General features: G+C 43.1%; 31 protein-coding genes and 1 tRNA gene. 3 read left to right on the top strand and 29 right to left on the bottom strand.

The window, feature by feature from the left end; genetic code table 11:
• Positions 1 to 2 precede the first annotated feature (2 nt).
• From AC1TO6_RS00640 to AC1TO6_RS00700, 13 genes are all read right to left on the bottom strand, one after another.
• Positions 3 to 677: a hypothetical protein gene (locus tag AC1TO6_RS00640; protein WP_482099674.1), complete on the bottom strand. Its 675-nt coding sequence runs from the start codon at positions 675 to 677 to the stop codon at positions 3 to 5.
• Positions 674 to 1,090, bottom strand: a complete 417-nt coding sequence (locus AC1TO6_RS00645) for a hypothetical protein (RefSeq protein ID WP_482099675.1) — start codon at positions 1,088 to 1,090, stop codon at positions 674 to 676. The genes AC1TO6_RS00640 and AC1TO6_RS00645 overlap by 4 nt, the downstream gene beginning before the upstream one ends.
• A gap of 173 nt (positions 1,091 to 1,263) precedes the next feature.
• Positions 1,264 to 1,392, bottom strand: a complete 129-nt coding sequence (locus tag AC1TO6_RS00650) for a hypothetical protein (protein ID WP_482099676.1) — start codon at positions 1,390 to 1,392, stop codon at positions 1,264 to 1,266.
• A gap of 110 nt (positions 1,393 to 1,502) precedes the next feature.
• The gene (locus AC1TO6_RS00655) at positions 1,503 to 2,042 is read right to left on the bottom strand and encodes a hypothetical protein (RefSeq protein ID WP_482099677.1); all 540 of its coding nucleotides are present in this window, start codon (positions 2,040 to 2,042) and stop codon (positions 1,503 to 1,505) included.
• Positions 2,043 to 2,105: 63 nt separating this feature from the next.
• The gene (locus tag AC1TO6_RS00660) at positions 2,106 to 2,318 is read right to left on the bottom strand and encodes a hypothetical protein (protein ID WP_482099678.1); all 213 of its coding nucleotides are present in this window, start codon (positions 2,316 to 2,318) and stop codon (positions 2,106 to 2,108) included.
• Positions 2,319 to 2,477: 159 nt separating this feature from the next.
• Positions 2,478 to 2,711 carry a hypothetical protein gene (locus AC1TO6_RS00665; RefSeq protein ID WP_482099679.1) on the bottom strand — a complete coding sequence of 78 codons (234 nt, stop codon included), beginning with the start codon at positions 2,709 to 2,711 and terminating at the stop codon, positions 2,478 to 2,480.
• Complete coding sequence (locus tag AC1TO6_RS00670; protein WP_482099680.1) at positions 2,708 to 3,103, bottom strand: HNH endonuclease; 396 nt, start codon at positions 3,101 to 3,103, stop codon at positions 2,708 to 2,710. The genes AC1TO6_RS00665 and AC1TO6_RS00670 overlap by 4 nt, the downstream gene beginning before the upstream one ends.
• 224 nt (positions 3,104 to 3,327) lie before the next feature.
• Positions 3,328 to 3,462, bottom strand: coding sequence for a hypothetical protein (locus AC1TO6_RS00675; protein WP_482099681.1), 135 nt, complete (start codon positions 3,460 to 3,462; stop codon positions 3,328 to 3,330).
• A gap of 24 nt (positions 3,463 to 3,486) precedes the next feature.
• On the bottom strand, positions 3,487 to 3,729 hold the full coding sequence (locus AC1TO6_RS00680; protein ID WP_482099682.1) for a helix-turn-helix domain-containing protein: 243 nt from the start codon (positions 3,727 to 3,729) through the stop codon (positions 3,487 to 3,489).
• 119 nt (positions 3,730 to 3,848) lie between these two features.
• Positions 3,849 to 4,631 carry a hypothetical protein gene (locus AC1TO6_RS00685; RefSeq protein WP_482099683.1) on the bottom strand — a complete coding sequence of 261 codons (783 nt, stop codon included), beginning with the start codon at positions 4,629 to 4,631 and terminating at the stop codon, positions 3,849 to 3,851.
• A gap of 30 nt (positions 4,632 to 4,661) precedes the next feature.
• Positions 4,662 to 6,536, bottom strand: a complete 1,875-nt coding sequence (locus AC1TO6_RS00690) for a DEAD/DEAH box helicase family protein (protein ID WP_482099684.1) — start codon at positions 6,534 to 6,536, stop codon at positions 4,662 to 4,664.
• 560 nt (positions 6,537 to 7,096) lie between these two features.
• Complete coding sequence (locus tag AC1TO6_RS00695; RefSeq protein WP_482099685.1) at positions 7,097 to 7,432, bottom strand: helix-turn-helix domain-containing protein; 336 nt, start codon at positions 7,430 to 7,432, stop codon at positions 7,097 to 7,099.
• Between the two features lie 786 nt (positions 7,433 to 8,218).
• Positions 8,219 to 8,857, bottom strand: coding sequence for a hypothetical protein (locus AC1TO6_RS00700; protein ID WP_482099686.1), 639 nt, complete (start codon positions 8,855 to 8,857; stop codon positions 8,219 to 8,221).
• A 188-nt stretch (positions 8,858 to 9,045) separates the two neighbouring features.
• Here AC1TO6_RS00700 and AC1TO6_RS00705 point away from each other — a divergent pair, with 188 nt between their 5' ends.
• Together AC1TO6_RS00705 and AC1TO6_RS00710 are read left to right on the top strand one after the other, a co-directional pair.
• On the top strand, positions 9,046 to 9,903 hold the full coding sequence (locus tag AC1TO6_RS00705; RefSeq protein WP_482099687.1) for a ParM/StbA family protein: 858 nt from the start codon (positions 9,046 to 9,048) through the stop codon (positions 9,901 to 9,903).
• Positions 9,900 to 10,124 (top strand): hypothetical protein, encoded by a 225-nt coding sequence (locus AC1TO6_RS00710; protein ID WP_482099688.1) that lies wholly within the window; start codon positions 9,900 to 9,902, stop codon positions 10,122 to 10,124. The genes AC1TO6_RS00705 and AC1TO6_RS00710 overlap by 4 nt, the downstream gene beginning before the upstream one ends.
• Here the strand turns inward: AC1TO6_RS00710 and AC1TO6_RS00715 are convergent.
• The 15 genes from AC1TO6_RS00715 to AC1TO6_RS00785 all read right to left on the bottom strand — a co-directional run bounded on the left by AC1TO6_RS00715 (position 10,119) and on the right by AC1TO6_RS00785 (position 20,636).
• On the bottom strand, positions 10,119 to 10,430 hold the full coding sequence (locus AC1TO6_RS00715; protein ID WP_482099689.1) for a helix-turn-helix domain-containing protein: 312 nt from the start codon (positions 10,428 to 10,430) through the stop codon (positions 10,119 to 10,121). The two genes, AC1TO6_RS00710 and AC1TO6_RS00715, sit on opposite strands and share 6 nt — an antisense overlap.
• Before the next feature lie 56 nt (positions 10,431 to 10,486).
• The gene (locus AC1TO6_RS00720) at positions 10,487 to 10,834 is read right to left on the bottom strand and encodes a hypothetical protein (RefSeq protein WP_482099690.1); all 348 of its coding nucleotides are present in this window, start codon (positions 10,832 to 10,834) and stop codon (positions 10,487 to 10,489) included.
• Positions 10,835 to 10,853: 19 nt separating this feature from the next.
• Positions 10,854 to 11,621: a hypothetical protein gene (locus AC1TO6_RS00725; protein ID WP_482099691.1), complete on the bottom strand. Its 768-nt coding sequence runs from the start codon at positions 11,619 to 11,621 to the stop codon at positions 10,854 to 10,856.
• Between the two features lie 167 nt (positions 11,622 to 11,788).
• Positions 11,789 to 12,784 (bottom strand): tyrosine-type recombinase/integrase, encoded by a 996-nt coding sequence (locus AC1TO6_RS00730; RefSeq protein WP_482099692.1) that lies wholly within the window; start codon positions 12,782 to 12,784, stop codon positions 11,789 to 11,791.
• A 125-nt stretch (positions 12,785 to 12,909) separates the two neighbouring features.
• Positions 12,910 to 12,983: transfer RNA gene (locus AC1TO6_RS00735), tRNA-Arg, on the bottom strand.
• 87 nt (positions 12,984 to 13,070) lie between these two features.
• Entirely contained in the window at positions 13,071 to 13,565 is a 495-nt protein-coding gene (locus AC1TO6_RS00740; protein WP_482099693.1) for a metallophosphoesterase, read from the bottom strand.
• Entirely contained in the window at positions 13,562 to 14,176 is a 615-nt protein-coding gene (locus AC1TO6_RS00745; RefSeq protein WP_482099694.1) for an XTP/dITP diphosphatase, read from the bottom strand. Before AC1TO6_RS00745 ends, AC1TO6_RS00740 begins: the two co-directional genes overlap by 4 nt.
• Positions 14,173 to 14,931, bottom strand: a complete 759-nt coding sequence (gene rph / locus AC1TO6_RS00750) for a ribonuclease PH (RefSeq protein WP_482099695.1) — start codon at positions 14,929 to 14,931, stop codon at positions 14,173 to 14,175. The genes AC1TO6_RS00745 and rph overlap by 4 nt, the downstream gene beginning before the upstream one ends.
• Before the next feature lie 101 nt (positions 14,932 to 15,032).
• On the bottom strand, positions 15,033 to 15,827 hold the full coding sequence (racE, locus tag AC1TO6_RS00755) for a glutamate racemase (protein ID WP_482099696.1): 795 nt from the start codon (positions 15,825 to 15,827) through the stop codon (positions 15,033 to 15,035).
• A gap of 9 nt (positions 15,828 to 15,836) precedes the next feature.
• Complete coding sequence (locus tag AC1TO6_RS00760) at positions 15,837 to 16,292, bottom strand: MarR family winged helix-turn-helix transcriptional regulator (protein ID WP_482100100.1); 456 nt, start codon at positions 16,290 to 16,292, stop codon at positions 15,837 to 15,839.
• A gap of 233 nt (positions 16,293 to 16,525) precedes the next feature.
• Positions 16,526 to 16,747 (bottom strand): helix-turn-helix domain-containing protein, encoded by a 222-nt coding sequence (locus AC1TO6_RS00765; RefSeq protein ID WP_482100101.1) that lies wholly within the window; start codon positions 16,745 to 16,747, stop codon positions 16,526 to 16,528.
• Between the two features lie 75 nt (positions 16,748 to 16,822).
• A complete protein-coding gene (locus AC1TO6_RS00770) occupies positions 16,823 to 17,266 on the bottom strand; it encodes an acyl-CoA thioesterase (RefSeq protein ID WP_482099697.1) in 444 nt (147 codons plus the stop codon).
• A gap of 137 nt (positions 17,267 to 17,403) precedes the next feature.
• The gene (sdhB, locus tag AC1TO6_RS00775) at positions 17,404 to 18,210 is read right to left on the bottom strand and encodes a succinate dehydrogenase iron-sulfur subunit (protein WP_482099698.1); all 807 of its coding nucleotides are present in this window, start codon (positions 18,208 to 18,210) and stop codon (positions 17,404 to 17,406) included.
• 5 nt (positions 18,211 to 18,215) lie between these two features.
• The gene (gene sdhA / locus AC1TO6_RS00780) at positions 18,216 to 19,970 is read right to left on the bottom strand and encodes a succinate dehydrogenase flavoprotein subunit (protein WP_482099699.1); all 1,755 of its coding nucleotides are present in this window, start codon (positions 19,968 to 19,970) and stop codon (positions 18,216 to 18,218) included.
• Positions 19,971 to 20,027: 57 nt separating this feature from the next.
• Entirely contained in the window at positions 20,028 to 20,636 is a 609-nt protein-coding gene (locus AC1TO6_RS00785; protein WP_482099700.1) for a succinate dehydrogenase cytochrome b558 subunit, read from the bottom strand.
• 237 nt (positions 20,637 to 20,873) lie between these two features.
• Here AC1TO6_RS00785 and AC1TO6_RS00790 point away from each other — a divergent pair, with 237 nt between their 5' ends.
• Positions 20,874 to 21,284 (top strand): YslB family protein, encoded by a 411-nt coding sequence (locus AC1TO6_RS00790; protein WP_482099701.1) that lies wholly within the window; start codon positions 20,874 to 20,876, stop codon positions 21,282 to 21,284.
• A gap of 45 nt (positions 21,285 to 21,329) precedes the next feature.
• On the opposite strand, the gene AC1TO6_RS00795 is transcribed toward AC1TO6_RS00790, so the two are convergent.
• Positions 21,330 to 22,547: an aspartate kinase gene (locus AC1TO6_RS00795; RefSeq protein ID WP_482099702.1), complete on the bottom strand. Its 1,218-nt coding sequence runs from the start codon at positions 22,545 to 22,547 to the stop codon at positions 21,330 to 21,332.
• Between the last annotated feature and the right edge of the window lie 88 nt (positions 22,548 to 22,635).

Raw genomic sequence — 22,635 nt, forward strand, 5'->3', positions numbered from 1 at the left:
ATTTACTTCGCTCCCTTGGTTGTAGTTGTTGGCGCCTTAGCTACGTATTCATAATCGGTCGGCACTGAGCCAAACGTAAATTTGGATACGTCTTCAAGTACCTTTCGCGTTGCCGGTGTAATCCCACCCTGTACACCGAATATCACCGCGTCGGCCGTTGGATGACTGACCATTTCGATATATTGAGTTTTGCCTTGTTGATGATTACTCTTGACGACTTCTTTAATGTCTACGGTAATATCGCTGTATGCTAAATTCGCTGCTCGCCCGTCTTCGATTGCCGATAGGATAAGATTTCTGGCGAGTAGTAATTTCGCCTCGATTCCCGGAATGATTTCCTTCTGAACCGCCGGCACAAAAACATCACGGAATTCGCGGGCAACGTCTACCGAACTTATTTCAACGTCGGGCATCGAGGCCCTAGCTAATTTCTGATCGCGTTGTGCCTTTTCAAGTGCCTTTTGTGCTGCGTCAACCTGCTCGTCTAACTTTATAAGCCGCGCCGAATCGTCTTTACCACCCTTAATTGCCTCAGCAAAGAAATATTCGTATTGCTGTTTCGCCGTTACTGCCTCATGTTGCGCTGTTTCGACCGCTTGCTGATATATCGCTAATTTCTCCGCGCGTGCTGCCTGTTGCTCTAAATACCGCTCGTAGATTTCGAATGTTTTTGTCATTGTCTAATTCCCCCAATTTTTAATGTTAGTTTTGCAAGATAATAAAAAGCCTTTGCGCGCCATTTTGATAACGACGGTAAAGGCTTCACTTCGAATAATTCTGTCAATATCTCTTTATCGCGTTCTATTATACGCCTGGTATCGCTTGTATCCGTCCTATGCTTTATCTGAACGGCAATGCCCGGCACACGCTGGCATGAAACGTACATTTCGCGGTCGGAAGTCCAAACTTCGAACCTATGATTAAACGATAAAAATAACTGACTCTGAATCAGCTGAATTGCATCGTCATAATCCGTAAACTCCACGATTAATTCGTCTATGCGATCGCCGTTTTCGTCATAAACAACCGCTACAAAGAATATTGCAGCACCCAAACTTTCGCGGTTAGTAATGATTAGCGGTGTACTCATATCAATCCCTCATTTCACGCTTTAGCTGCGTATATTCCGCACGGGCCTTGACGATTCCGGCAGTCTTAGCTCGAGCTGCTGCTTCCCTTAATCGCCGAATAATCTCCGGTGGTAGTCGCTCAAATAGCTTTATCCCCGTGCTCGGCTGCGGCTTGCGAGGCTGATTTCGTTGTTTAGTCATTCGATTCACTCCTTTCTAGTGGAATCGGCTTCGGTGGTCTATCGCCGGTTATTAGAAAACCGTTTCGGTTGTACTGTTTTACTCGTTTTTTCGGCTTGAATCGTTCTGATTGTTTATGCAAGATCATCCGCTCCTTTTCGTTTTAAATACGTAAAAAAGAACGCCTGTGAGGGCGCTCTGATTCGCGATTTATTTAATTTCGATTACTACGCTGTTCGTTCCAATTTGGTATCACTCTATCCTTACTAGCCCATCAAAAAGAGTTACGCCATTCAAATTAATTTCTAACATTTTACTTGTTGCTTCCTGAATTTTATTACTTTCACCATTATCGATTATCCATTCATCAACTGCACTACAAATATCTAGACAAAATGTTTCAACATTTAACTGCAATATATTATGGATTTTATTACAATGGGAGCCTCGAGCAAGAAATACAAATTCCTCTAAAATTTCTTGTATTCTCTGTGAAGAGATATCTCCTTCTCCTCCGTGAAGATAGGAGCACCTGAGCGCATAAGCGTCTCTGCCACTTAAAAAAATAGTAATCTCACCTTGGATTTCTACCGTATACTTCTTTTGTAAATATTGATTGAACCAGTTGATATACCTTTTCGAAGAACTTTGGTTAGGATGTTCTAATTTACCACAAATATCGGGTAGGGTTAGCGCAAGGGTCAAAGCTGAATACCAATTCTCTTGATTTAAAGAATCTTTTACTGCATTAGTAAAATTAGCTAATTTTTTATCAACTATTTCTTTGTTCATATAATTTAGCCTCCTATTATTATTGATAATTATACATTCGACAAATAGGAGGTATTTCCCTTTTTATATTTCTTCCGTAATAATCACCTTGTCTTCAAATTCAATGACTAAATCACAACTGGCTTTTCCATATCCTAAATCATATTCAAGTGAAACTTCTTTGTTTTGATCACATTTTATTAATTGTTCAATTAGTTCTTTAACCTTCATTGGAACTACCCCCTTTAGAAAATTCGATTTTAACTTTCCAACCCGTCGGTTTAATTGTTCCGTCATTAATTTCCCCCCTCATAAGCGTTGACAATTGTTTTCCTGTTAGCATTAAAAACTATGTGCATATGACTGATTTCCGTTGCTAAAACGGTGATTCTATCACGTGTATTCCCAATCAGGCATAAACGCTCGTCCTGACAACAAACACGCTTAAAACGACTGCTATTCTTTAATTTCGGTCACTGCAAACATTCGCATCGCCTGCCGTCTTTGCTCGATTGGGATGCGGTAATGGACGCCGAGCAACTTGCCCCGCGTCTTCGTGTCGAAATATTCGCCTGTAATCGTCCAGTCATTCTTTGTTTTATATCGCTTTATACGGCGCATGAGGTCTTTATCCTCCGTGTATGCAGCAATAAAACCGGTCCCGCTTTGCCAAATCTCGTTATTCGTCAATTGGCCTCCACCCACTTTCGAAGTTCTGCGGCTTCATCGGCGAAATTCTGGGTCATTTCTAGAACTTCTTCGGCTGATAGCGGTCGGCCAATCATGCGTCCGATATATTCCTGAACGAATTCCGACCATAATTCATCGGTGAAACGCTCGCTGCGTTGGTAGAATTCGTAAATGTGTTCGCTTCCCTTTGCCGCGTTACATGATCGGCAGCATACCGCGAGGTTTTCAGCGATATTCTCGCCGCCGTAGCCGGAAAAAGTATCATTAAGCGGATATACATGATCGACCGTCTGCTCCGTTATTTCGTTATTCTTAAACGTCAAATCAATTCCGCAATAGCCGCACGTTGTCTTCCGCTTAATCGACTTCATTTCTTCATCTCTTATATGCATCGGGCCGCCTTCCTTCCTATATCCGTATTTTCGTAGCTGTTCCTTAAGGTAACTACCGCTTGAATACCTCATTTCCGACCTGCACGCCTTACACTCGCGCGTAATTCCGTTCTTTAAACCTTTATTTGCGCACATTTGTTCGCTAGTCTTGTCCTCTTTACACACTCTGCATAGAAATAATTGTTCTGTCATTCGCTCATTCATTCGTTCATTCCCCCATTATTTTATTTTAGTAGGCGTTCAATTTCGGTTATTGTTCGCTGTATTTCTGCGAAAACTTTGACGGTCGTTCCGTTATTCACCGTCACCAACGCCTGTAAGTATGCGATTTGCGCGTGAATTCGTTCTATATCAGTCATCTTCCGCTCACCCCCTTGACTTATTTATATTGACGCGTTATGGTTAGATGGGTCAATTCTTTCAATTTTATCCAATTGCAACAAAAAAGAATGAACCTCTTTTAAATCAACGGTTTGAGCAAGTCGTCCGCGTACTCGGTCACTGATTGTGTAACGTCCCGATTCGATGTGTGCGACAGTCGATTGTCCAATACCTAGAAACTCACCAAATTGTTCTTGTGTCATTCGTTGCATTATTCTAATTGACTTAAAAGTCTCGGCATTCATTAGTTAGCCTCCTTTTTATGTGTAATAGCTATAAAAAATATCGGGTATCCCCACACCCTGTTAATATATATGGGAAAGGTGAAACGGCTATTTACTCATTTTCGTGAATATTTTAACAATTAATACAACTTTCTTTTAACTCTAGGTACGAAAGCCTTTTCCGCTTCCGCTATATTTTTATAGACGGTAACCTCGCCGCTTTTCGTCCTGACCATTTCTTCCGTATCGTCTTTTATAATCGCCCGGCGCGTCGGAATCTTCTTATTTATTGCCGCTTCGATTTTATCTGATTCCGCTGTGAATTCATGCTTTCGAATATTATCGCCCACTGATTCCGATAATCTCGGCAACCAATACCATTCCGGCATATACGATCCAGTACGTTCAAAGCTGCGTTCTGCGTTATGTGCGCCGTTTTTGCATTGATCGTCGCAGAATCGGGAGTCTTTCCGTTTGGCCGCCCAATTCCGAAAGTTATTTTTATCTATCGGATACATATTTAAGCAAAACTTATGCTCGCATCGCTTCCAGTTCCTACGCTCGGCTGTATAGCTGGACCACGTTGCCCCGCCGCGCTCGATACGCCCTTTATAATCGCTGTATAACGAAATTATCGAGTAATCCGACCGCTCAACGTAACCGCGACAATATACCGGGGGATTTGCACGGATTAATTCTTGCTCTGCTCTCTCGATTGCCGATATCATATCGCGCGCTGCACCTTCCTGCGTGTCTCTACGTGCCCGCTTCAAGTCTACGTCCCTTACGTTTGCATATGCTTCGAGGCCTTCTATTTTGCGCTGTGTAAAGTCGCCGCCGTATCTTACCGGGTGATAAGCTTTCATTCTCGGCATAGCTTCGTAGTTGATTCCTTTGATTGTTTCGGCTGTTTTTGTCGTCATTAGTAGTTTCCCCCTTGGTTTTTGGTTGTTTTATTCCTTAATGAAACTTGTTTTTACTTTAGTAATTCCGTTCTGACTCATCGCCCGCTGTACTCTTTCCGTTGCTAACGCATTTGTAAATGTATTTCGATGTATTTCAAGCGTTTTATAAATCTCCGACTGCTTCACGCTCGCCCCGCTTGCCATTTCCGAGAAGTATTCCGCGATTTCATCCTCTGCGATTTTTTTTCCTGTTAATTTTCCGCTAGTTACATAAGGTTTAACGGTACATCCCGGATAACTGTCCGTAATGTGCTTAATCATTTCTACATCGCGATTAAATACGTATAAATTGACGGGCTGCTCTTTTTGGTTGGCGCGCAGGCGATTAGTTTCTTGAACCATAACGACCGCCATGTCTAGCTTCTTGTAATTCTCGACGTAAGGATCACGGAAGATTAGCCCGGTAGAATTGACATCGAAGTCTGGCGATAAATCAACGCCCATACGGTCGCCTATCGTCACCTGTGCCGTCGCCGGATAGTGCAGGCTGCCTTTGTGCATGTTGCCGATATAAATAGCCGTATCTGCGCCTATGAAGTTATTTGCACCGCGTCCGCCGTCAAAATGCTTCGTAATTACTTTGCCGCTCTCGGCTTCTTCCGATAATAGACGGTTGATTTCGCCTATATATTGTTTGTACGAAACTACCATGACTTGTCCGCTGTGCTTGCCGACGATTTGCTTGCATTCCGCTACAATCTTGCCGATAGCTTCTTTATCGCCGTTGATACTAAATTTCGATAAGTTATAATCCGTGCAGACGTGAAATACCGTGTTCTTGTATGAATGGGAAACCGCCGGCTCCATGAGATAAAAATCTTCGCCTAAATATTCCGGGTCAATCCGTCCCGTACCATCTAATACGAACGTGTTAAACTGCGTCCATTCGTTCTGTAGCTTTAGACTCGACTGCACCGTCACACGCCCGGCTGTAACCGATACAAGCCCGCCACGCCTGACAATCTGCTCGAACGCGCGCAAGTCTACGAGTTTACTAATCGGATTGACGGCGCAAAACTGGCTAATTAACTCGCGAGGCAATAAATACAGACTATCGACCGCGTGAATCCGCTTAGTTTCGAGAATATCAGGGCTTTCAATTTGTTCGCGCAAGCTATTTACATGGGTCAACGCCTTTCGGTAATAGCCTTTTAACTTGCGATTGCTTCGCGTGCTGGCATTCCTAATATCGTCTACTAGTGCGTTAAGGCTTGCCGACGTTAGAACGTAAGGCACGGCGATTGCAGGCTTTTCGTCTACTAATAGAAGTCGGCGAGGCTTCTTAGTGTCGCCCGCGCTGATAAACTCCGAGAACATGCCGATATTCTTTTTCAACGCCTGCTGCTCGAATTGTGCCGTCGTCATAATTACGATGTTGTAATTCATCTGCGTTGTGAATTGTGCCTCGTATGCTCCCCGCGTTATTTCCTTTTCATCGTAGCCGCGAATATAGTAGGCATAGCTTTTCATGCGCAATAGGTCGGCCGATCCCGTTTCCGCCTCGTAATTAATATAGTCGGCGAGTTCTCGCAAGGAATCGAGCCTTTCCGTTACTACAATGGCCCCGAACGTGTCCGGCTGCTCCCGTACCTTTTTCCGCAAGTAAACGCGCATCGCTGTAGTCTTGCCGAATCCGGGAGGTGCTGCGACGATAACCGGCTTATCGAGAACCGCCGTTTGTTCCCACATATAAAACGTGTGTTGGGCGAATTCTACATCGTGTATCTTCGGTTGTGGCGCACCCACGGCTCTTAATTCGCGCATCCATGCCGAGCAATATTCGCCCGTCTTCATATCCGTCTGTAAATCGAGTTGACCGCTTGCTCCGATTGGTTGTTTCGCCGTATTTTGTAGTTTGTTCATCGTTTGTTATCCCCTTTCGATTTCTCCGATTGTGCCGGAGTCTAATACCGTTATTTCTTACGTTTCCCTTGGAAAGTTCAGCGCAGAATATATAGTAGTAACGTGATAGGCGCTATGTCGTTATTACTAGACGCTAAGCACTTAATATGCGATATAAGCGTTTGTATAAGATTCCCCCGAAAGTTAGTGCTCTTCTAACTTGAGGCATGTTTGTCCTTGTCGCTCTTATCTTTAGTAGCAAGGTCTAGTGATGCCGTCGAAACAAGTTTCAACGGGGCTTTCTTTCTTCGTTTATATACGCTTTCTTTAAAAGTGCACAGTTTTACTATAAGATATATAGACGGTGTGCATTTTCGATATAAACCGTTGTTAGGCTCCGGCTCAATTACCGATCAACCGCTTCATCTCCGCATCGAACGCCGGGCTGTTATCGAATATCCAAACGAGTAGTCCCGGCTTCTGGCGACTAGGCTCCGTATCAACTACCGGAAATCCTGCTGCCATTAATGCGCTCGCTATTCGCATGGATCGGATGCAGCGCCTTTTCTCCGTGTTCTCCTTCATATAATCCGCTCCCTTTCGTTTGTTTGTAACTCTCCCAACGATTGCCGCGCATCTTCATATGCCTTTTGCGCCGATACTATCGCGGTTACTTTGTCGGGCGACAACTTTAACGCCTGCATCGTCCTGGCCCGTAGCGCGTCGGTGAATGGACGCTGACCACCTTCGAGCATTGCGATATAAGATTGTCCAACGCCTAGCATTTCGGCGAGCTGCGACTGATGTAAGCCGATAAACTCGCGGACTGTACGTAGATTAATAGCGGTTAACATTTCGACCATCCCCATTTCATGTGATTTCGTATAACTTAGAAAGTAAATAAAAAGGCTTTCCACTATAACTGATACGTTTAGCGGTTAAATATGTTAGTGGATGCCCTTCGGCGTCTATATAGCGGGCTAATCGGCGTAAAGTTCGGTGCTCCATCCGTTTTAACCCTCTAATACTGTTAGATACATTCCGGCCAATTTAATGACCATCTGCGTAAAACTTCCTTCTCACTCGACCTTTAAGCATGCTGAACGCAAGAAACGTCTATTCAGAAACGCTTCTTCTAAAACTACGGATACCTAACGGCGAGAAATATCGGTTAGACTTCTTAAGCTTCCAGATACCCGACGGGAGAAATAACAACGTCCATTATCGGCGCTATTCGAAAATGAACCCTTTCCCCACCTATAGGGGCTAACTAAAATCTCAAATAAGAGTGTTTTACGCAATTTGTAACATAACTGTAATATTTGAAAACTCTAAACGTGATAGGTACGCAGTTTCTCTTTTTCGGTAAAATCGAGACAGTCGGAATCGTGCCCGCTTTTTTACTCCCTCATGATTACTGATACAAAACCGCAAAAAAGACACTATATATTTTCAAACTGTCACAAATTCGCCACAATTGACCAACGCCTTCTATATTCGAAGGATCCTGATTTTACGAAGTTGCGACAACGTCCTTACTACTAACATCGCTCTGGAAATCAAAACGCGGAGTTAATCGGTAAATTTGCGAATAAAAAAAGCAATCATCGCGAAATGATCGCCCCTACTGCTATATAAACTGCCTGCTCACCGTCACCGTTCCAAGGTATTCTCGACCGCCCACCAAATATCTGACGCATTTATTATTCGAATTTCCATTTGTAAGTTTCGCGATCAACTGCTAAATCCGGATTCCTACTGTCGAGGTGTCGGCTTTTACCGGAAACTTTTGCAGTGGTTTTTTCTGTTTCTTTAATTGGTTTGTCTTTATAGGTGTAATCCCGATTCACAACCCTCATAAGTTTCTTCAATTCCTTATTCGCGGATATCTCGGAAGCCGTTCGGTTGCTATGGTTTTTTATGATGCATTTTATAGTGTCTATATCGTCGATTGCTGCGTTCAAGATAGATGCAACGGCGTTGGACACCGAAACCTCTAGCAAAGACGCCAGAAGGTCTACATCCCTATATTCTGCTTGAGTGAATCGTATACTGATCCGCTTAGACTTGCCGTTCGTTAATCGGAGCATAGGATTTTCGTTGTCACCTATTAAATACTTATTTTCGATTCTTAGGATTCCGTTCTGCAAATATGGGGCAACCATACTAATAACGGCGTACTGGTGAATACCCTCCATGAACAAAACCTTGCCGACGAACATTATAGGCTGATTGATTACTTCTGCAAAAACCTCAATCCTTTTCTTCGTCCTGATTGGTATGGTTGGAGCGACTTGCACCCTTTTATCTGAACGAGTTTTCCTTTTTTCTTTCCAAAGCAACCATTCTCCCCTTTTCCTTATGATTTGTAGCTGAAATGTAGCTTGTAGCGGACTTTATTTATCTTATGCAAAGAATTGGTTGCATATTAACCAATTTTAAAACGTAGGATGTATTACAAGTGAAATACTAAAACGTCTACCAAAACGTAAATGTATTTCAAATGTAATACCAAATTGGAGGGGTTTAAGTGAGCGTATTGAATTTAGGTATCGACGCAGGAAACTATCGGGCGAAGGTGGCTGGACCGTATGGGGTGAATTCATATCGCACCGCAATTTGTGATTGGTTCGAACGAAACATTGAGGAAGATTTTGGTGAGGATGATATGGAGTTTGTATTTAATGGCCGGAAAGGTTTCGCGGGAACTCTAGCATCATATGAGGATCAATTCGGCGGTGGGATGTACGGAGAAACCAAGGCGCACGAAGACACCCTGATACGTGTATTGCTCGCTATCTACCGATACACACAAAAGTATTGCCCGGGATTCACTAAATTTAATATCGTTGCAGGGCAGCCGATTGTGTCGCATAAGCCAAAGGAAAAGAAGAAGCTAGTCGATATGTTAAAAGGTAATCACGTCATAACAATTAATAGAAATGAGTACCGCTATACTATAGATGAGGTCGGAATTGCAGCAGAAGGTTCGGGGGCGTTTTGGTCATCCCCTAAGGACGGCCAGATCCGTATCATAGACATCGGAAGCGGAACGGTAAATTGTGCGACTTTAAATGACGCTAAACATATAAATACAGCTTCGTCTACGTTTAATTACGGGGTTGAAACCATGGGCGGACGTGAAAATATAGATAACATAACTCGTGGCGTTATCCGTTCGACGACGCAACTTAAATGGAGACAATCAGATAAGGTCTATGTGTGCGGGGGAGTCACTAGTGATATTCTCCCTTTGCTTGCCGAGCATTATACAAATATTACAGCGATAATCCCGCAATTAAACACTCATGACGGCGTCCAGGTGCATCTACCGACGTATGCCAATGCAGTAGGTTTTTATGAAATCGCAAGGTTGACGTATGGATGAGGAAAATACAGCCGGTTAGTTTCAATCTGGAAGACATTTATGAGCGGAAACTTCACGAATATGCGCTCACTCAAAATAAATACTTCAGCAAGTACGTCAAGTGGCTGATTGATAAAGATCGTTCAGGGGTGTCCACAACTCCCGTCGTAAATGTTCCGAAAGTTATTGTGGATGAGAAACCAACTAAATTTGGTAAAGCGGCAGTGAAGGGTTTTTTATAAACGGAAATAACGTATCAATCTGACCGCTTCAGCAATCTCTCTTTCAGTTGTTTCCACTCCATCAACTATGAATTTGTATGATTTATTGAGTTGAGGAGTATCGCCCACTGATGAACGGCCAAGGAAATCACTCGGGTCCACGTTATAAATTTTTAAAATTTCATTCAGTAACTCGGGAGTAATTCCATAATAACCACGTTCGATTTTAGATAGATTGCTCAAATCATAGTCGATTTTTTCAGCTAAACTTTTCAGCGTGTCCTTATTTTCTTTTCGCAGCTTCCTTATTTTATTTCCAATATGCATACGAACACCACCTCAAATTATTAATTCGATGGGATGGCATGAATACCCTTTATAAATCATTTAGGGGGCATATTTTCGCCGGATTTATACGTTATCACGGGCGATTTTTCACCGTCCGAGGCTCGCCAACCCGGCCAAACTTTCGCGTTGTATCGTTCGTGTCGTTTATTCTTCCACTTACGATTGACCGCGCTCGATCCCGTTGCAGGCTTCGCTTTAGCTTTCGTCGGTTGAGGCGTGCGGGTGCGTTCGTTATTCATCGCTTTCAAGTCCTCGATAGCCTGCTCCTTCTCACGGACGGCCCGTTTCTCGAGATTCGCCCGGTATATTGCCCGACGTTGCTCATTCTTTCGTGCCAATCGCTCGGCTTTCTTTGCTGCTATTTCTTCCGGCGTTTTTGCCATACGTCATCCCTCCGAATATTTAATGCGTGCATAGTTTGAAGTCCGGCTCAACGTCATAATCCTTAAATGCATCGTTAAATAACGCTTTGTCGATTAATTTCCGCAAAACTCCATCGTAATATCCTGTTAAATTCCGTAGCTTCTTCTGCTTAGTTGCTTGCGTCGTAATATGTAACGCCTGTATCGCTAAATCTTCGAATAGCTCGCTTTGCCCCGCAAGATGATCGAATCTCATAAGCTTTATTGATTGCGCTCGATAGATACCAAATAAACGACTGGCAATCAAAGAATCGCCCGTTGTATTTGATAGCATTGACTTGAATCGGTTATATAGTGACGGCTCGGATTGAAACGTATTATGCAATAATTGTTTAGGTTTTAGAGTATTTAAGGGAGTATATATGTCATGACATTGAGTATTGACATCTGGCTTTATAGCGGCTTTTTGTGCTACGAATACAATCGCATTTGTCGAGCGTCTGCGATCCCCGTCGTGTCGTTTAGTTTCATGCTGCACGATGATTCCGAGTTCTTCGAGGGCGTTGCAAGCGCGGATTACTGTCCGTTGTGAAATGCCGAGGTCATCCGCTATCTTTTTCTTGCTACGATACATTACGCCCGGGAACCGGCAAGCCCAGCGGTGCAATTCGTCAAGTACTCGATATGTTGAACGTGTTAGCTTGTCGGCATATAATTCGCGGACGGCTTTCGTATTAGCGTTAAGTTCTTCGACCGCAGAAAACGGCTGTAACGTTCTATAAGTTTCGACCGTGTTTAGTAGATTCATTTTTAGCGCTCCCCTTTACGGAAGCCCTTAAAAAGCGCGTACTTAAATAAACGTTTGCAATCCGCATTTTTTTGCAGTATACTAACGTTAATCTTATTTTCTTAAAGTCCCGCTGTAACGGGCAAAGAACGCGCCTTCCGCTTAATTGTCGGAGGGCTTCTTTTTATTTATATTCGTAAATCCCGCAGCCTGTCCGCGACTTCCTCAGCGCCCAAATGCAAATACCGCGCAGTCACCGCGAAGTCTGAATGACCTAATGCCTTGCTGACGAGTGCTAAGTCGCCCTTGCTACGCTTGTATATATCCTTTGCAAAGCCCCGACGTAGCCCGTGAGGATTTATGTTCCGAATGCCATACGTCCGCTTATAATAATTCAGACGCTTCGCTATTGCGTTGGACTTCGGCGCATTGGGATTAATAATACCCTCGCCCTGCTGTGTGATAAATACGTAATCATTAACTACGCCCTTCTCTTCTCGGATGATCCGATTCTGCTCGAATAGTACCTCGAGTATTTTCTGTAACCGTCCGTCAAATGGAAGTAGAATGACTTTGCGATTCTTTAATAACGCACCTTCAATCCGCAGCAAACGATTCTCTAAGTCTATATGGCGTTCTTCAAGCGCAGACAAAGTGGCAAGCCTTATTCCAGTCTGATAGATTAACAGAATAGCCGAAGCGTCCCTCAAATCGATAAAACGTGATAAGTCGAGCAACCGTAAAATATTAAAAACATCTTCTTCCGTAGCACCTTCTTTTACTTCTTCGTCCACGCGTATTTGTATATTCTTCCAAAACATATCCGCCAACCATCCATTATTAAAGCACTTGCCTAGGAACGCACAAAAACATTTTAATCGGATTCGCTTCGTGGCCGGTTTAACGTTCATGGATGCTAGCCAATCGTAGATAGAATCTGCGTCAATAGCGAGCAGATACTCAACGTCCGTCTTAACGGTATAGTCCATTACATACGTTTCATAATCGTGGATAGTACGTTCGCGCAACCCACTGGCGCGCATTTGGCGAATAACGATTTCTAGCGCCTTTTCAATTGATAACGCGGATTTACGATTTATCGTTGATGCGGTCTCGATACCCTCCACGTCAAACATTTCGGATAAATCCGCGTCAACCGTCAACCCTTTCCGCTTTTTAGACAACAAAAAAACCTCCTAACGTAGAGTTAGAAGGCAGGCGTCCATAATTCGCAGTGTGACCGCTCATAGACCGCTTCTTTAACTTCGCTAGAAGGTTGATACGACGCGCTTTACAGGCGCTTTTTTAATGTCCCAGGAGGGATTCGAACCCCCGACCGACGGCTTAGAAGGCCGTTGCTCTATCCAGCTGAGCTACTGAGACGTGCGTTTAAGTGTTTGCTTGTTTCTTAAGGACAAGCTTTAGTATAGATAAGTTTCAAACAAAAGTCAACATTAATTTTAAATATTTTTAAATACTTTTAAACTCTATGAAATCGACTGTTTCATGCACCATATTTTTAAAGGATATTTGCATTGTTTCATTCCACTCTACGACCGCATACGTCGCGACTTTTCCACCGCGAGGCTGCACAGTGCTCCCCGGATTCAAGAACAAAATGCCGTCTTTTTGCTCGGCACCATAAAGGTGTGAATGACCAAACAGAACTATATCCGCTCCACACTCTTTTGCATAATAATAAAGCTTCATCATTGAGTGGTTTACGTTGTGCTCATGACCATGGACAAGCAATACGGTTTTACCTCGTACCTCGACAATTAAAGACATAGGAAACTTAGCATCATGATCACAATTTCCACGGACCTTATGCATTGTATGTAAAACCGGATCATTAAATGATAGTTCACTGTCTCCGGAATGAAATAGTGCATCCGCGGGTAGTGCAGAAACGGCTTTCACCGTTTCCTTATCTCCATGCGAATCACTCATGACTATAATTTTCATAATGAATCCCCTAAAATAGACATATATTGAGGTAATTTGGATTTTAACTGAGCCAGCGCTGCTCCACGATGTGAAATTTCACTCTTTTCTTCAGCTGACAACTCTGCCATCGTCCGGTTTAATGCCGGCAGAAAAAAGATTGGATCGTAACCGAAACCATTAGACCCTTGCCGCTTAGTGTTGATAAATCCTTCGCAGCTACCCGAAAATGTTTCTGTTTTCAAACCCGGTCCAGCCACCGCGAGCACACAGCGGAATCTAGCACTACGATCGCCCCCAGAAGCCGTTTCTAGCTCATTAAGTACTTTATCTATATTAGCGTCATCATTTTTCTCTAGCCCTGCAAATCGAGCGGAGTACACACCTGGTGCCCCGTCTAGAAAATCAATTTCAAGTCCGCTATCGTCAGCTATCACAACTTTACCGAGCAAGCGTGCCACCGTTTCCGCTTTTAAAATTGCATTTTCTTCGAACGTAATACCTGTCTCTTCAACATCAATGCTGCCTTCAATATCATTTAGGGTAAGAACTTGTACCTTTAACGGCTTGAAAAGCGCTTCAAAGTCATTTGCTTTGCCTTTATTATTTGTAGCGATCAAGACTTCCTTCATGACACGTTTCGATCTTTCGACTTGATTAGCTGAGCAACTAAACCGAGTGCTTCTTTTTGTATTTCTATTAATTGGTTGATTCCCGTTTCGGCAAGTTCCACAAGACCATTCATTTCTTCGCGTGTGAATGTTGACTCTTCCCCTGTCCCCTGAAGCTCAACAAACGCACCCGCCCCGGTCATAACAACGTTCATATCAACAGCGGCTGACGAATCTTCAATATAGTCTAGATCTAGAATAAGTTCACCTTCAAGCGTTTTACCAACACTTGTTGCTGCAAGGTAATCAGTAATCGGAAATTTAGCTAAGCCTTTTTCAATATGCAATTTAGATATCGCCAGTGCTGTAGCGACAAATGCACCTGTAATCGAGGCTGTACGTGTACCACCATCCGCCTGGATAACGTCACAGTCTATCCATATCGTTCGTTCCCCTAGCGCCTCGAGATCAATGATAGCACGCAGAGCGCGTCCGATTAAACGTTGAATTTCCATCGTACGTCCACCGATTTTACCTTTTGATGCTTCGCGTTGCGTTCTTTGTCCTGTGGCACGTGGCAACATTGAGTATTCAGCGGTTACCCAGCCTTTTCCGCTATTTCGTAAAAAGTGTGGAACCCGTTCTTCAATTGAAGCTGTACAAATTACCTTCGTATTTCCGACTGTAATTAGAACAGAGCCTTCTGGGTGTATTAAATAATCCGTCTCTATTATTACTGGCCTAATCATATCGGCCGCTCTTCCATCATGTCTCATATAGTGTAGCCTCCATCTTTCAAGTTTGCGTTTTCATCTTAGTATAACCCATTTGCTATAGGCAAAAACCCGGAAATCCCAAATAGGACATTCCGGGTTCGTCACAAATCGATATGTCTAACATCTGGGTTTGCAATCGATAACCAATCCGTGACAATAGCACGGAAACTATCTGATTCACCGGTTGTATAAAAAACTGGCGCTATTTCGCATTCAGATGTATATTCAATATCATTTGCTAGTAGAATTCGTTCAACATCACAAACCGTTTCCACCGCGGACGATATAATTTGCACATTATCCGGTAACGATTTTTTTATATGGTGCTCTAACAATGGATAATGTGTACAGCCCAATATCGCTGCATCAAAGTCAATATCTGCAAGTCCATGAAGTGCTTGTTCGACAATCGCACCTGCATTTTCCGAGTTGTATTGACCACTTTCGACAATTGGTACAAACTCAGGGCAAGCAAGTGAATAAACCATTGCATTCGATGCTAGTCCATGAATTGCATTTTCATAGGCTCCACTTTTAATCGTGCCCGTAGTTCCTAGTACGGCGATTTTTTGGGTTTCTGAAGCATTAACCGCAGCTCGCGCACCAGGAGCAATCACACCAATGACCGGGAAAGGAAAATTTGCCCGTATTTCATCGAGAGCAACTGCTGTGGCTGTATTACAGGCTATTACAAGCATTTTAATGCCCATTTTCGACAGCGCCGTTGCCATCTCCATTGTAAAGACCTGGACTTCTTGAGTTGGACGTGGCCCATATGGACAACGTGCATCATCTCCTATGTAGACGATTGGTTCATTCGGTAGCCGTTTAAGAATTTCTTTTACTACGGTCAATCCGCCGACGCCGGAATCGATTACTCCGATTGGTGCTTCCACTGTAATCCCTCAATCCTTTTTCATCTCTTGGTGTAGTTTAGTCAGCAGATCAGAGAAAACTTTTACTTCCTTTTCATCGAAATCTGTCAGCACTGAATTCAAATAATGACGTCGCTTATCAATCACTTCTTCAATTACCCTCTCACCTTCGCTTAGCAAGTGAATTCGTACAACTCGGCGATCGGTTGTATCACGAACTCTTTTTACAAGGGAGTTCTTTTCCATTCGATCAACCAAATCTGTCGTAGTGCTAAAAGCAAGGAACATTTTGTTCGAAAGATCTCCGATTGTCATATCTCCATGTTCAAAAAGCCACTGCAATGCGACAAATTGCGGCGGGGTAATTGTGTAGTTGCTAAGGATTCTACGTCCTTGCTGTTTAATAATCGCAGCAACATACCGCAATTCTTTCTCCATATGCGCTACTTCTTCTGTATATTCATTGTTTGGTGAGGTGTTTTCCATCAAATAGACCAGCCCCCTGAGAACGATTCCTGTCTACTCATTGTCTCCCTTTTTCGCGCGTAAGGCAATACCTTTTAAAGTGATGGTAAAAAACACTAAAAGAATAGCTGTTTGAATTCTGCATGATGCAGGTCAAACAGCTATTCTTAAGGTGCGTCATTACATAATTGCGCAAAATTTAAATACGCATTTCGACAAATAGGTTCTTATTGTCTTTGGTCATGAATACCCTTTTAACGCAACTGTAATTCACCCAAACGCAATAATTCGATTACCGCCTGCGCTCTACCGGAAACACCGAGCTTTTGAATCGTGTTCGAAATATGGTTCCGAACAGTCTTTTCGCTGATTCCGAGCCGCCCTGCGATATCTTTTGTCGTTTGATCATCAACGAGCAGATTGAATATTTCCCGTTCTCTAGCAGTGAGCAAAGAACGGTTTTTAGAGTTTTCTATCAAGACGCGCCCTCCTATCCACTTTCACTTTAAAATATGTGAAGAAGGAGCGGGCTGTGCCGGCTACTTGATTAATTAATAGTCAAATAGCAATTTTTCTTTAGCAGTCCATGGAACACCTTTGCCTGTTTTTCTGCTAATTTGGACCATCGAACCTCGTCCTGTGAAAACGATATCCCCTTTACTATTTTTCGCCATGTAATGGATATCTATAGAACTGTTACCAATGGATGCAGCTTTCACGAAAATTGTAAGCTGTTCATCAAAAAATACTTGTTTCACAAAATCACATTGCAGGTCTGCAACAACTGGAAACGTCTCGCCCACTGGATCAAGCCAATTATTCATCAACTTAATTTCCTTTAGATATTCAATTCTTGCGTGTTCAAAATAAACAAATGGGATTGTATTATTTAAATGACCATACATATCCGTTTCTGAAAATCGGACAGAAACCGGAACGGAGAATTTGAAGTCAGAAGTCCATTCCGTTAATTCCGCTATGTAAGCAGCTTTCATCTGTAAAAACCCCTTCTCTTTTAAAATGAATGAATACTCATTCTTCTATTCTATCAAATTTTCCCACATAAATGAAGCTTCGGATTAAAAAGAAAAAACCCCGCTAGGCACTTGCCTAGCGGGGCATTAGACTGAAATCAGTCTACCATATGGTCACTTCCAAAGAAGTTTTTAAACATTTGAACATTCGTTGCGCGGTTCATTGCAGCAATCGAAGTTGTAAGAGGAATTCCTTTTGGACATGCAACTACACAGTTTTGTGAGTTACCGCATTCTCCAATACCACCATCAGTCATAAGTGTAGCTAGACGCTCGTCTTTGTTCATTGCACCTGTGGGATGCGAATTGAACAGACGGACTTGTGAAAGAAGTGCAGGTCCCATAAAGTTTGTATTGTCGTTGACGTTCGGGCATGCTTCAAGGCATACACCACATGTCATACATTTAGAAAGCTCATATGCCCATTGACGCTTACGCTCAGGCATACGTGGTCCTTCACCTAAATCATAAGTTCCGTCAATCGGAATCCAAGCTTTTATTTTTTTCAAAGAATCAAACATGAATTCTCTATCAACAATCAAGTCGCGAACGACAGGGAATGTTTTCATAGGTTCAAGTTTAATGGGTTGTGTAAATTGGTCCACAAGTGCTGTACAAGATTGACGTGGACGTCCGTTAATAACCATCGAACATGCGCCACAAACCTCTTCTAGACAACTCATTTCCCAGTTAACTGGTGTAGTGTTCTTACCTTCTGCATTGACCGGATTACGACGAATTTCCATTAACGCTGAAATAACGTTCATATTCGGTCTATATTCTACTTCAAAACTTTCCATATATGGTTGCGAATCAGCTGTATCCTGGCGTTGAATTTCAAAACGGACTGTTTTCTTAGCTGTTTGCTGTTCGCGTTCCTGTACGGCTGTATTGTTCTCGCTCAATTATGTCAATCTCCTTTCTTCGCGGAGTAATCGCGTGTACGTGGCGGAATCAAGGAAACATCGACTTCTTCGTAATGGAAGATTGGTGCAGAATGTCCATCGAATTTCGCCATCGTCGTTTTCAGGAAGTTCTCATCATCACGATTTGGGAATTCTGGTTTGTAATGGGCTCCACGGCTTTCATTACGATTCAGCGCTCCAAGTGTGATGACTCGAGCTAAGTATAGCATGTTTTTCAGCTGACGCGTAAATGTTGCGCCTTGGTTAGACCACTTTTGCGTATCGATAATGTTTATGTTTTCATAACGTTCTAGAAGCTCGACGATCTTATCATCCGTAGCTTGAAGCTTGTCATTGTGGCGTACCACTGTAACGTTATCTGTCATCCATTCTCCAAGCTCTTTATGAAGGATATACGCATTTTCAGTACCGTTCATTTTAAGTGTGTCATCCCACTTCTGTTGCTCTTCTTTTTCTGCCTCGTCGAAGATTGTTGAAGGGAGATCCACTACAGATCGTTTTAAGTGCTTCATATATTTGATAGCATTCGGTCCTGCGACCATTCCACCGTATATTGCTGAAAGGAGTGAGTTTGCGCCAAGACGGTTTGCACCATGCTGCGAATAATCAACTTCTCCTGCTGCAAATAGGCCTGGAATACTTGTTTGCTGATCATAATCGACCCATAACCCGCCCATCGAATAGTGGACTGCTGGGAAGATTTTCATCGGAAGTTTACGCGGATCGTCGCCTGTAAATTTCTCGTATATTTCAATAATTCCGCCGAGCTTGATATCGAGTTCTTTCGGATCCTTATGGGAAAGGTCCAAGTACACCATGTTTTCGCCGTTAATACCAAGTTTTTGATTAACACAAACGTCGAAAATTTCACGGGTTGCAATATCTCGAGGTACAAGGTTACCGTAATCTGGATATTTTTCTTCGAGGAAGTACCAAGGTTTTCCGTCTTTATAAGTCCAGATACGACCGCCTTCACCACGTGCAGATTCACTCATAAGTCGGAGTTTGTCGTCTCCTGGAATCGCTGTCGGGTGAATTTGAATGAACTCACCGTTTGCATATTGTGCTCCTTGTTGATAAACGATGGAAGCAGCAGAACCTGTATTAATGACAGAGTTTGTCGTTTTCCCGAAAATGATACCGGGTCCACCTGTTGCCATAATTACTGCATCGCCTTTAAACGCTTTAATTTCCATTGTTTTCATGTTTTGTGCTTTGATACCGCGACAAACGCCTTCTTCGTCAAGTACAACACCTAAGAATTCCCAGTGTTCATACTTTTGAACAAGCCCATCGACTTCAAAACGTCTAACTTGCTCGTCAAGTGCATATAGAAGCTGTTGTCCTGTTGTCGCTCCTGCAAATGCCGTACGGTGGTGCATTGTACCTCCGAAACGTCGGAAATCCAAAAGTCCTTCAGGTGTCCGGTTGAACATTACGCCCATACGGTCTAACAAACTAATGATTCCTGGTGCTGCGGCCGTCATGGCTTGTACAGGGGGTTGATTCGCAAGGAAGTCTCCTCCATATACAGAGTCATCGAAGTGGATATCAACCGAGTCGCCTTCCCCTTTTGTATTCACTGCGCCGTTGATGCCACCTTGCGCACATACTGAGTGGGAACGTTTAACCGGAACAATTGAGAACAGGTCGACCGGCGTGCCATCTTCAGCTGCTTTGATAGTTGCCATCAAGCCTGCAAGACCTCCGCCGACAACAATCAATCTGCTTTTCGCCATTATTGTTTCACTCCTCAAATTATAGGGATCTCGTATTTCGCTAAATTAATTTTTTTATTAAATGAAAGCAAGTAGTGCTTGTACACCAATTACAGAGAGAACTAGGAAAACGACAATTGAAATATATGTAACTATTTTTTGTGAACGCGGTGATTGTGTTAATCCCCAGCTTACTAGGAATGACCAAATACCGTTTGACAAGTGGAATGTTGCCGCAATAACTCCCGCAATGTAGAATGCAAGCATGAACGGATTCGACAAAATATCTTCCATCATATTAAAGTCCACATCAGCACCTAATGCTTTTTGAACTCTAGTCTGGTAAATATGCCATGCGATGAACACGACTAGGAATACCCCAGTTATGCGTTGTAGCATAAACATCCAGTTACGGAAAGTACCGTATCGTTGTACGTTGTTTTTTGATGTGAAAGCTATGTACACACCATAGAATCCGTGGAACATGAGTGGAATGTAGATGATAAACCATTCAAGGTATAGAACGAATGGTAAGCTCCCCATGAAATTGGAAGCGGTGTTGAATGCTTCTGGACCCCGTGTCGCAAAATGGTTAATGACCAAATGCTGGACAAGAAAAAGCCCCACCGGAATGATTCCGAGCAACGAATGAAGACGACGTAAATAGAAATCTGATTCTCTTGACAAGTCTTTTACCCTCCCTTATTAACTGAGTCCGCCAATCGTCGTATGCCATCGTTTCGACACGAAGCAAATGTTGACGGCGTACCTCTTCATGGTACAATATTATGACATAACCATTGTACTCCTCAGTTTTGAAGAGGTCAAGACGATTCAGGCTTTTTGCCACGCCTTAATCTAGTACTCTTTTATGCCATTAGACTTACTGATTCTATCATTTAACCGAAAGGGTTGCATGTTCGATTGGAAAACATTACATACGATACGCCGACCCGATTCGGCTATGAACTTTTACGGGACCACGTGTTGCCTAGTATTCTCGGCAACCACGAAGATGACATTCTGTACTGGGCTGGAAAAGATGTGGCCAGAAAATTCCCCATATTCAGCATTGATGAACTACCTATTTTCTTTACGGAAGCCGGTTGGGGTCCACTTCAGCTTGATAAGACTGAAAAGGATGAAGCGTTTTATTCGATGAAAAACGATTTTGGGACAAATAACCAAAATAGATCTTGTCAACTTGAAGCGGGCTTCATTGCAGAACAATACCAAAAGTTAAATGGACTTCTGACTGAATGCTACGGTGAAATGAAAGACGGTTTGGTGCACTTTCAAGTCAAATGGGATTTAAAAACCAAAATTGAAGTATGAATCGAAGATGCCCCGGAATTGGGGGCATCTTCTTTTAATTCTACTTTACTTTCTATCTAAACCGAATTGCTCATGAAGTGTTGCAACTGCTTTCTCCATATCCGATTCAGGAATGACTACGGAGACTTTGATTTCAGAAGTGCTCACCATTTTCACTGGAACGGTTGCGTTCCTCAGCGTGTCGAACATTTGCGCAGCAACTCCCGGATTCGATACCATTCCACTTCCCACGATTGAAACTTTCGCCAGTCCTACTTCAAAATCTGCCCGACTGTAACCGAGCGATTCTTTTTCGGTCTCCAAAACATTTATCGCTTCTGCGAAATCCTCTTTTTTAATGGAAAATGACACAGACGGCTGTACGCCTTCCATAATTGTCTGGACAATGATGTCGACGTTTACATGTTGTTTCGCGAGTGCAGTGAAAATATTAGCAAGTGAGCCATTATAAGGTACTTCATACATCACTGTAATCCGTACAATTTCTCTCTCAAAAGCGATGCCACGTACAATTAAATTGTTTTCCAAATCGATTTCCTCCTTGATAACTGTTCCTACTCCGTCCATATGAGCCGGTCTTACCCGAAGCGGCATTTGATGATTTTTTGCAAACTCAACTGCTCTTGGATGAAGCACACCCGCACCAAGGTTAGCGATTTCCAACATTTCATCGTAAGATATTTCCTCAAGTTTCGTCGCTTGTTCGATCAATCTTGGGTCCGTCGTAAATACCCCTTCGACGTCCGTGTAAATATCACAACTAGCTGCATCGAGTGCAATCGCAATTGCGACGGCACTCGTATCGGAACCACCGCGACCAAGTGTTGTCAACTCACCGTTATTATCAATTCCTTGGAAACCAGTGATTACTGCAACCGCGCCTGATTCTAGTGCGGTTTGAATTTTGTCAGCATTAACTTGTTCAATCCTTGCATTACCATGAACAGCCTCTGTCGTTACCCCTGCTTGCCAACCTGTGTATGACCGTGCTTCTAACCCTTGTGCAGTAATCGCCATTGCAAGTAAAGACGCTGTTACTTGTTCTCCTGTTACAAGAAGCATATCCAATTCGCGCCGTCCTGCTTTGGGATTAATCTCCATTGCCAACCTTAATAGTTCATCTGTTGTTTTACCCATCGCAGAGACAATGACAGCCACTTGGTTTCCACGATTAACCTCATTTTTAACAAGTGTTGCAGCCCGTGCAATTCTCTCTGGATTTGCAACTGATGTCCCTCCGAATTTCATTACAATACGTCCCATGATTTTTCCTCCATTTTCCCCTGAATGCAAAAACGGCCCTCAAAAGTATGAGAGCCGGTCTGATTGGAGCTATCCCCGAAGAGACGCC

This window comes from Sporosarcina sp. Y352, from assembly GCF_056786535.1.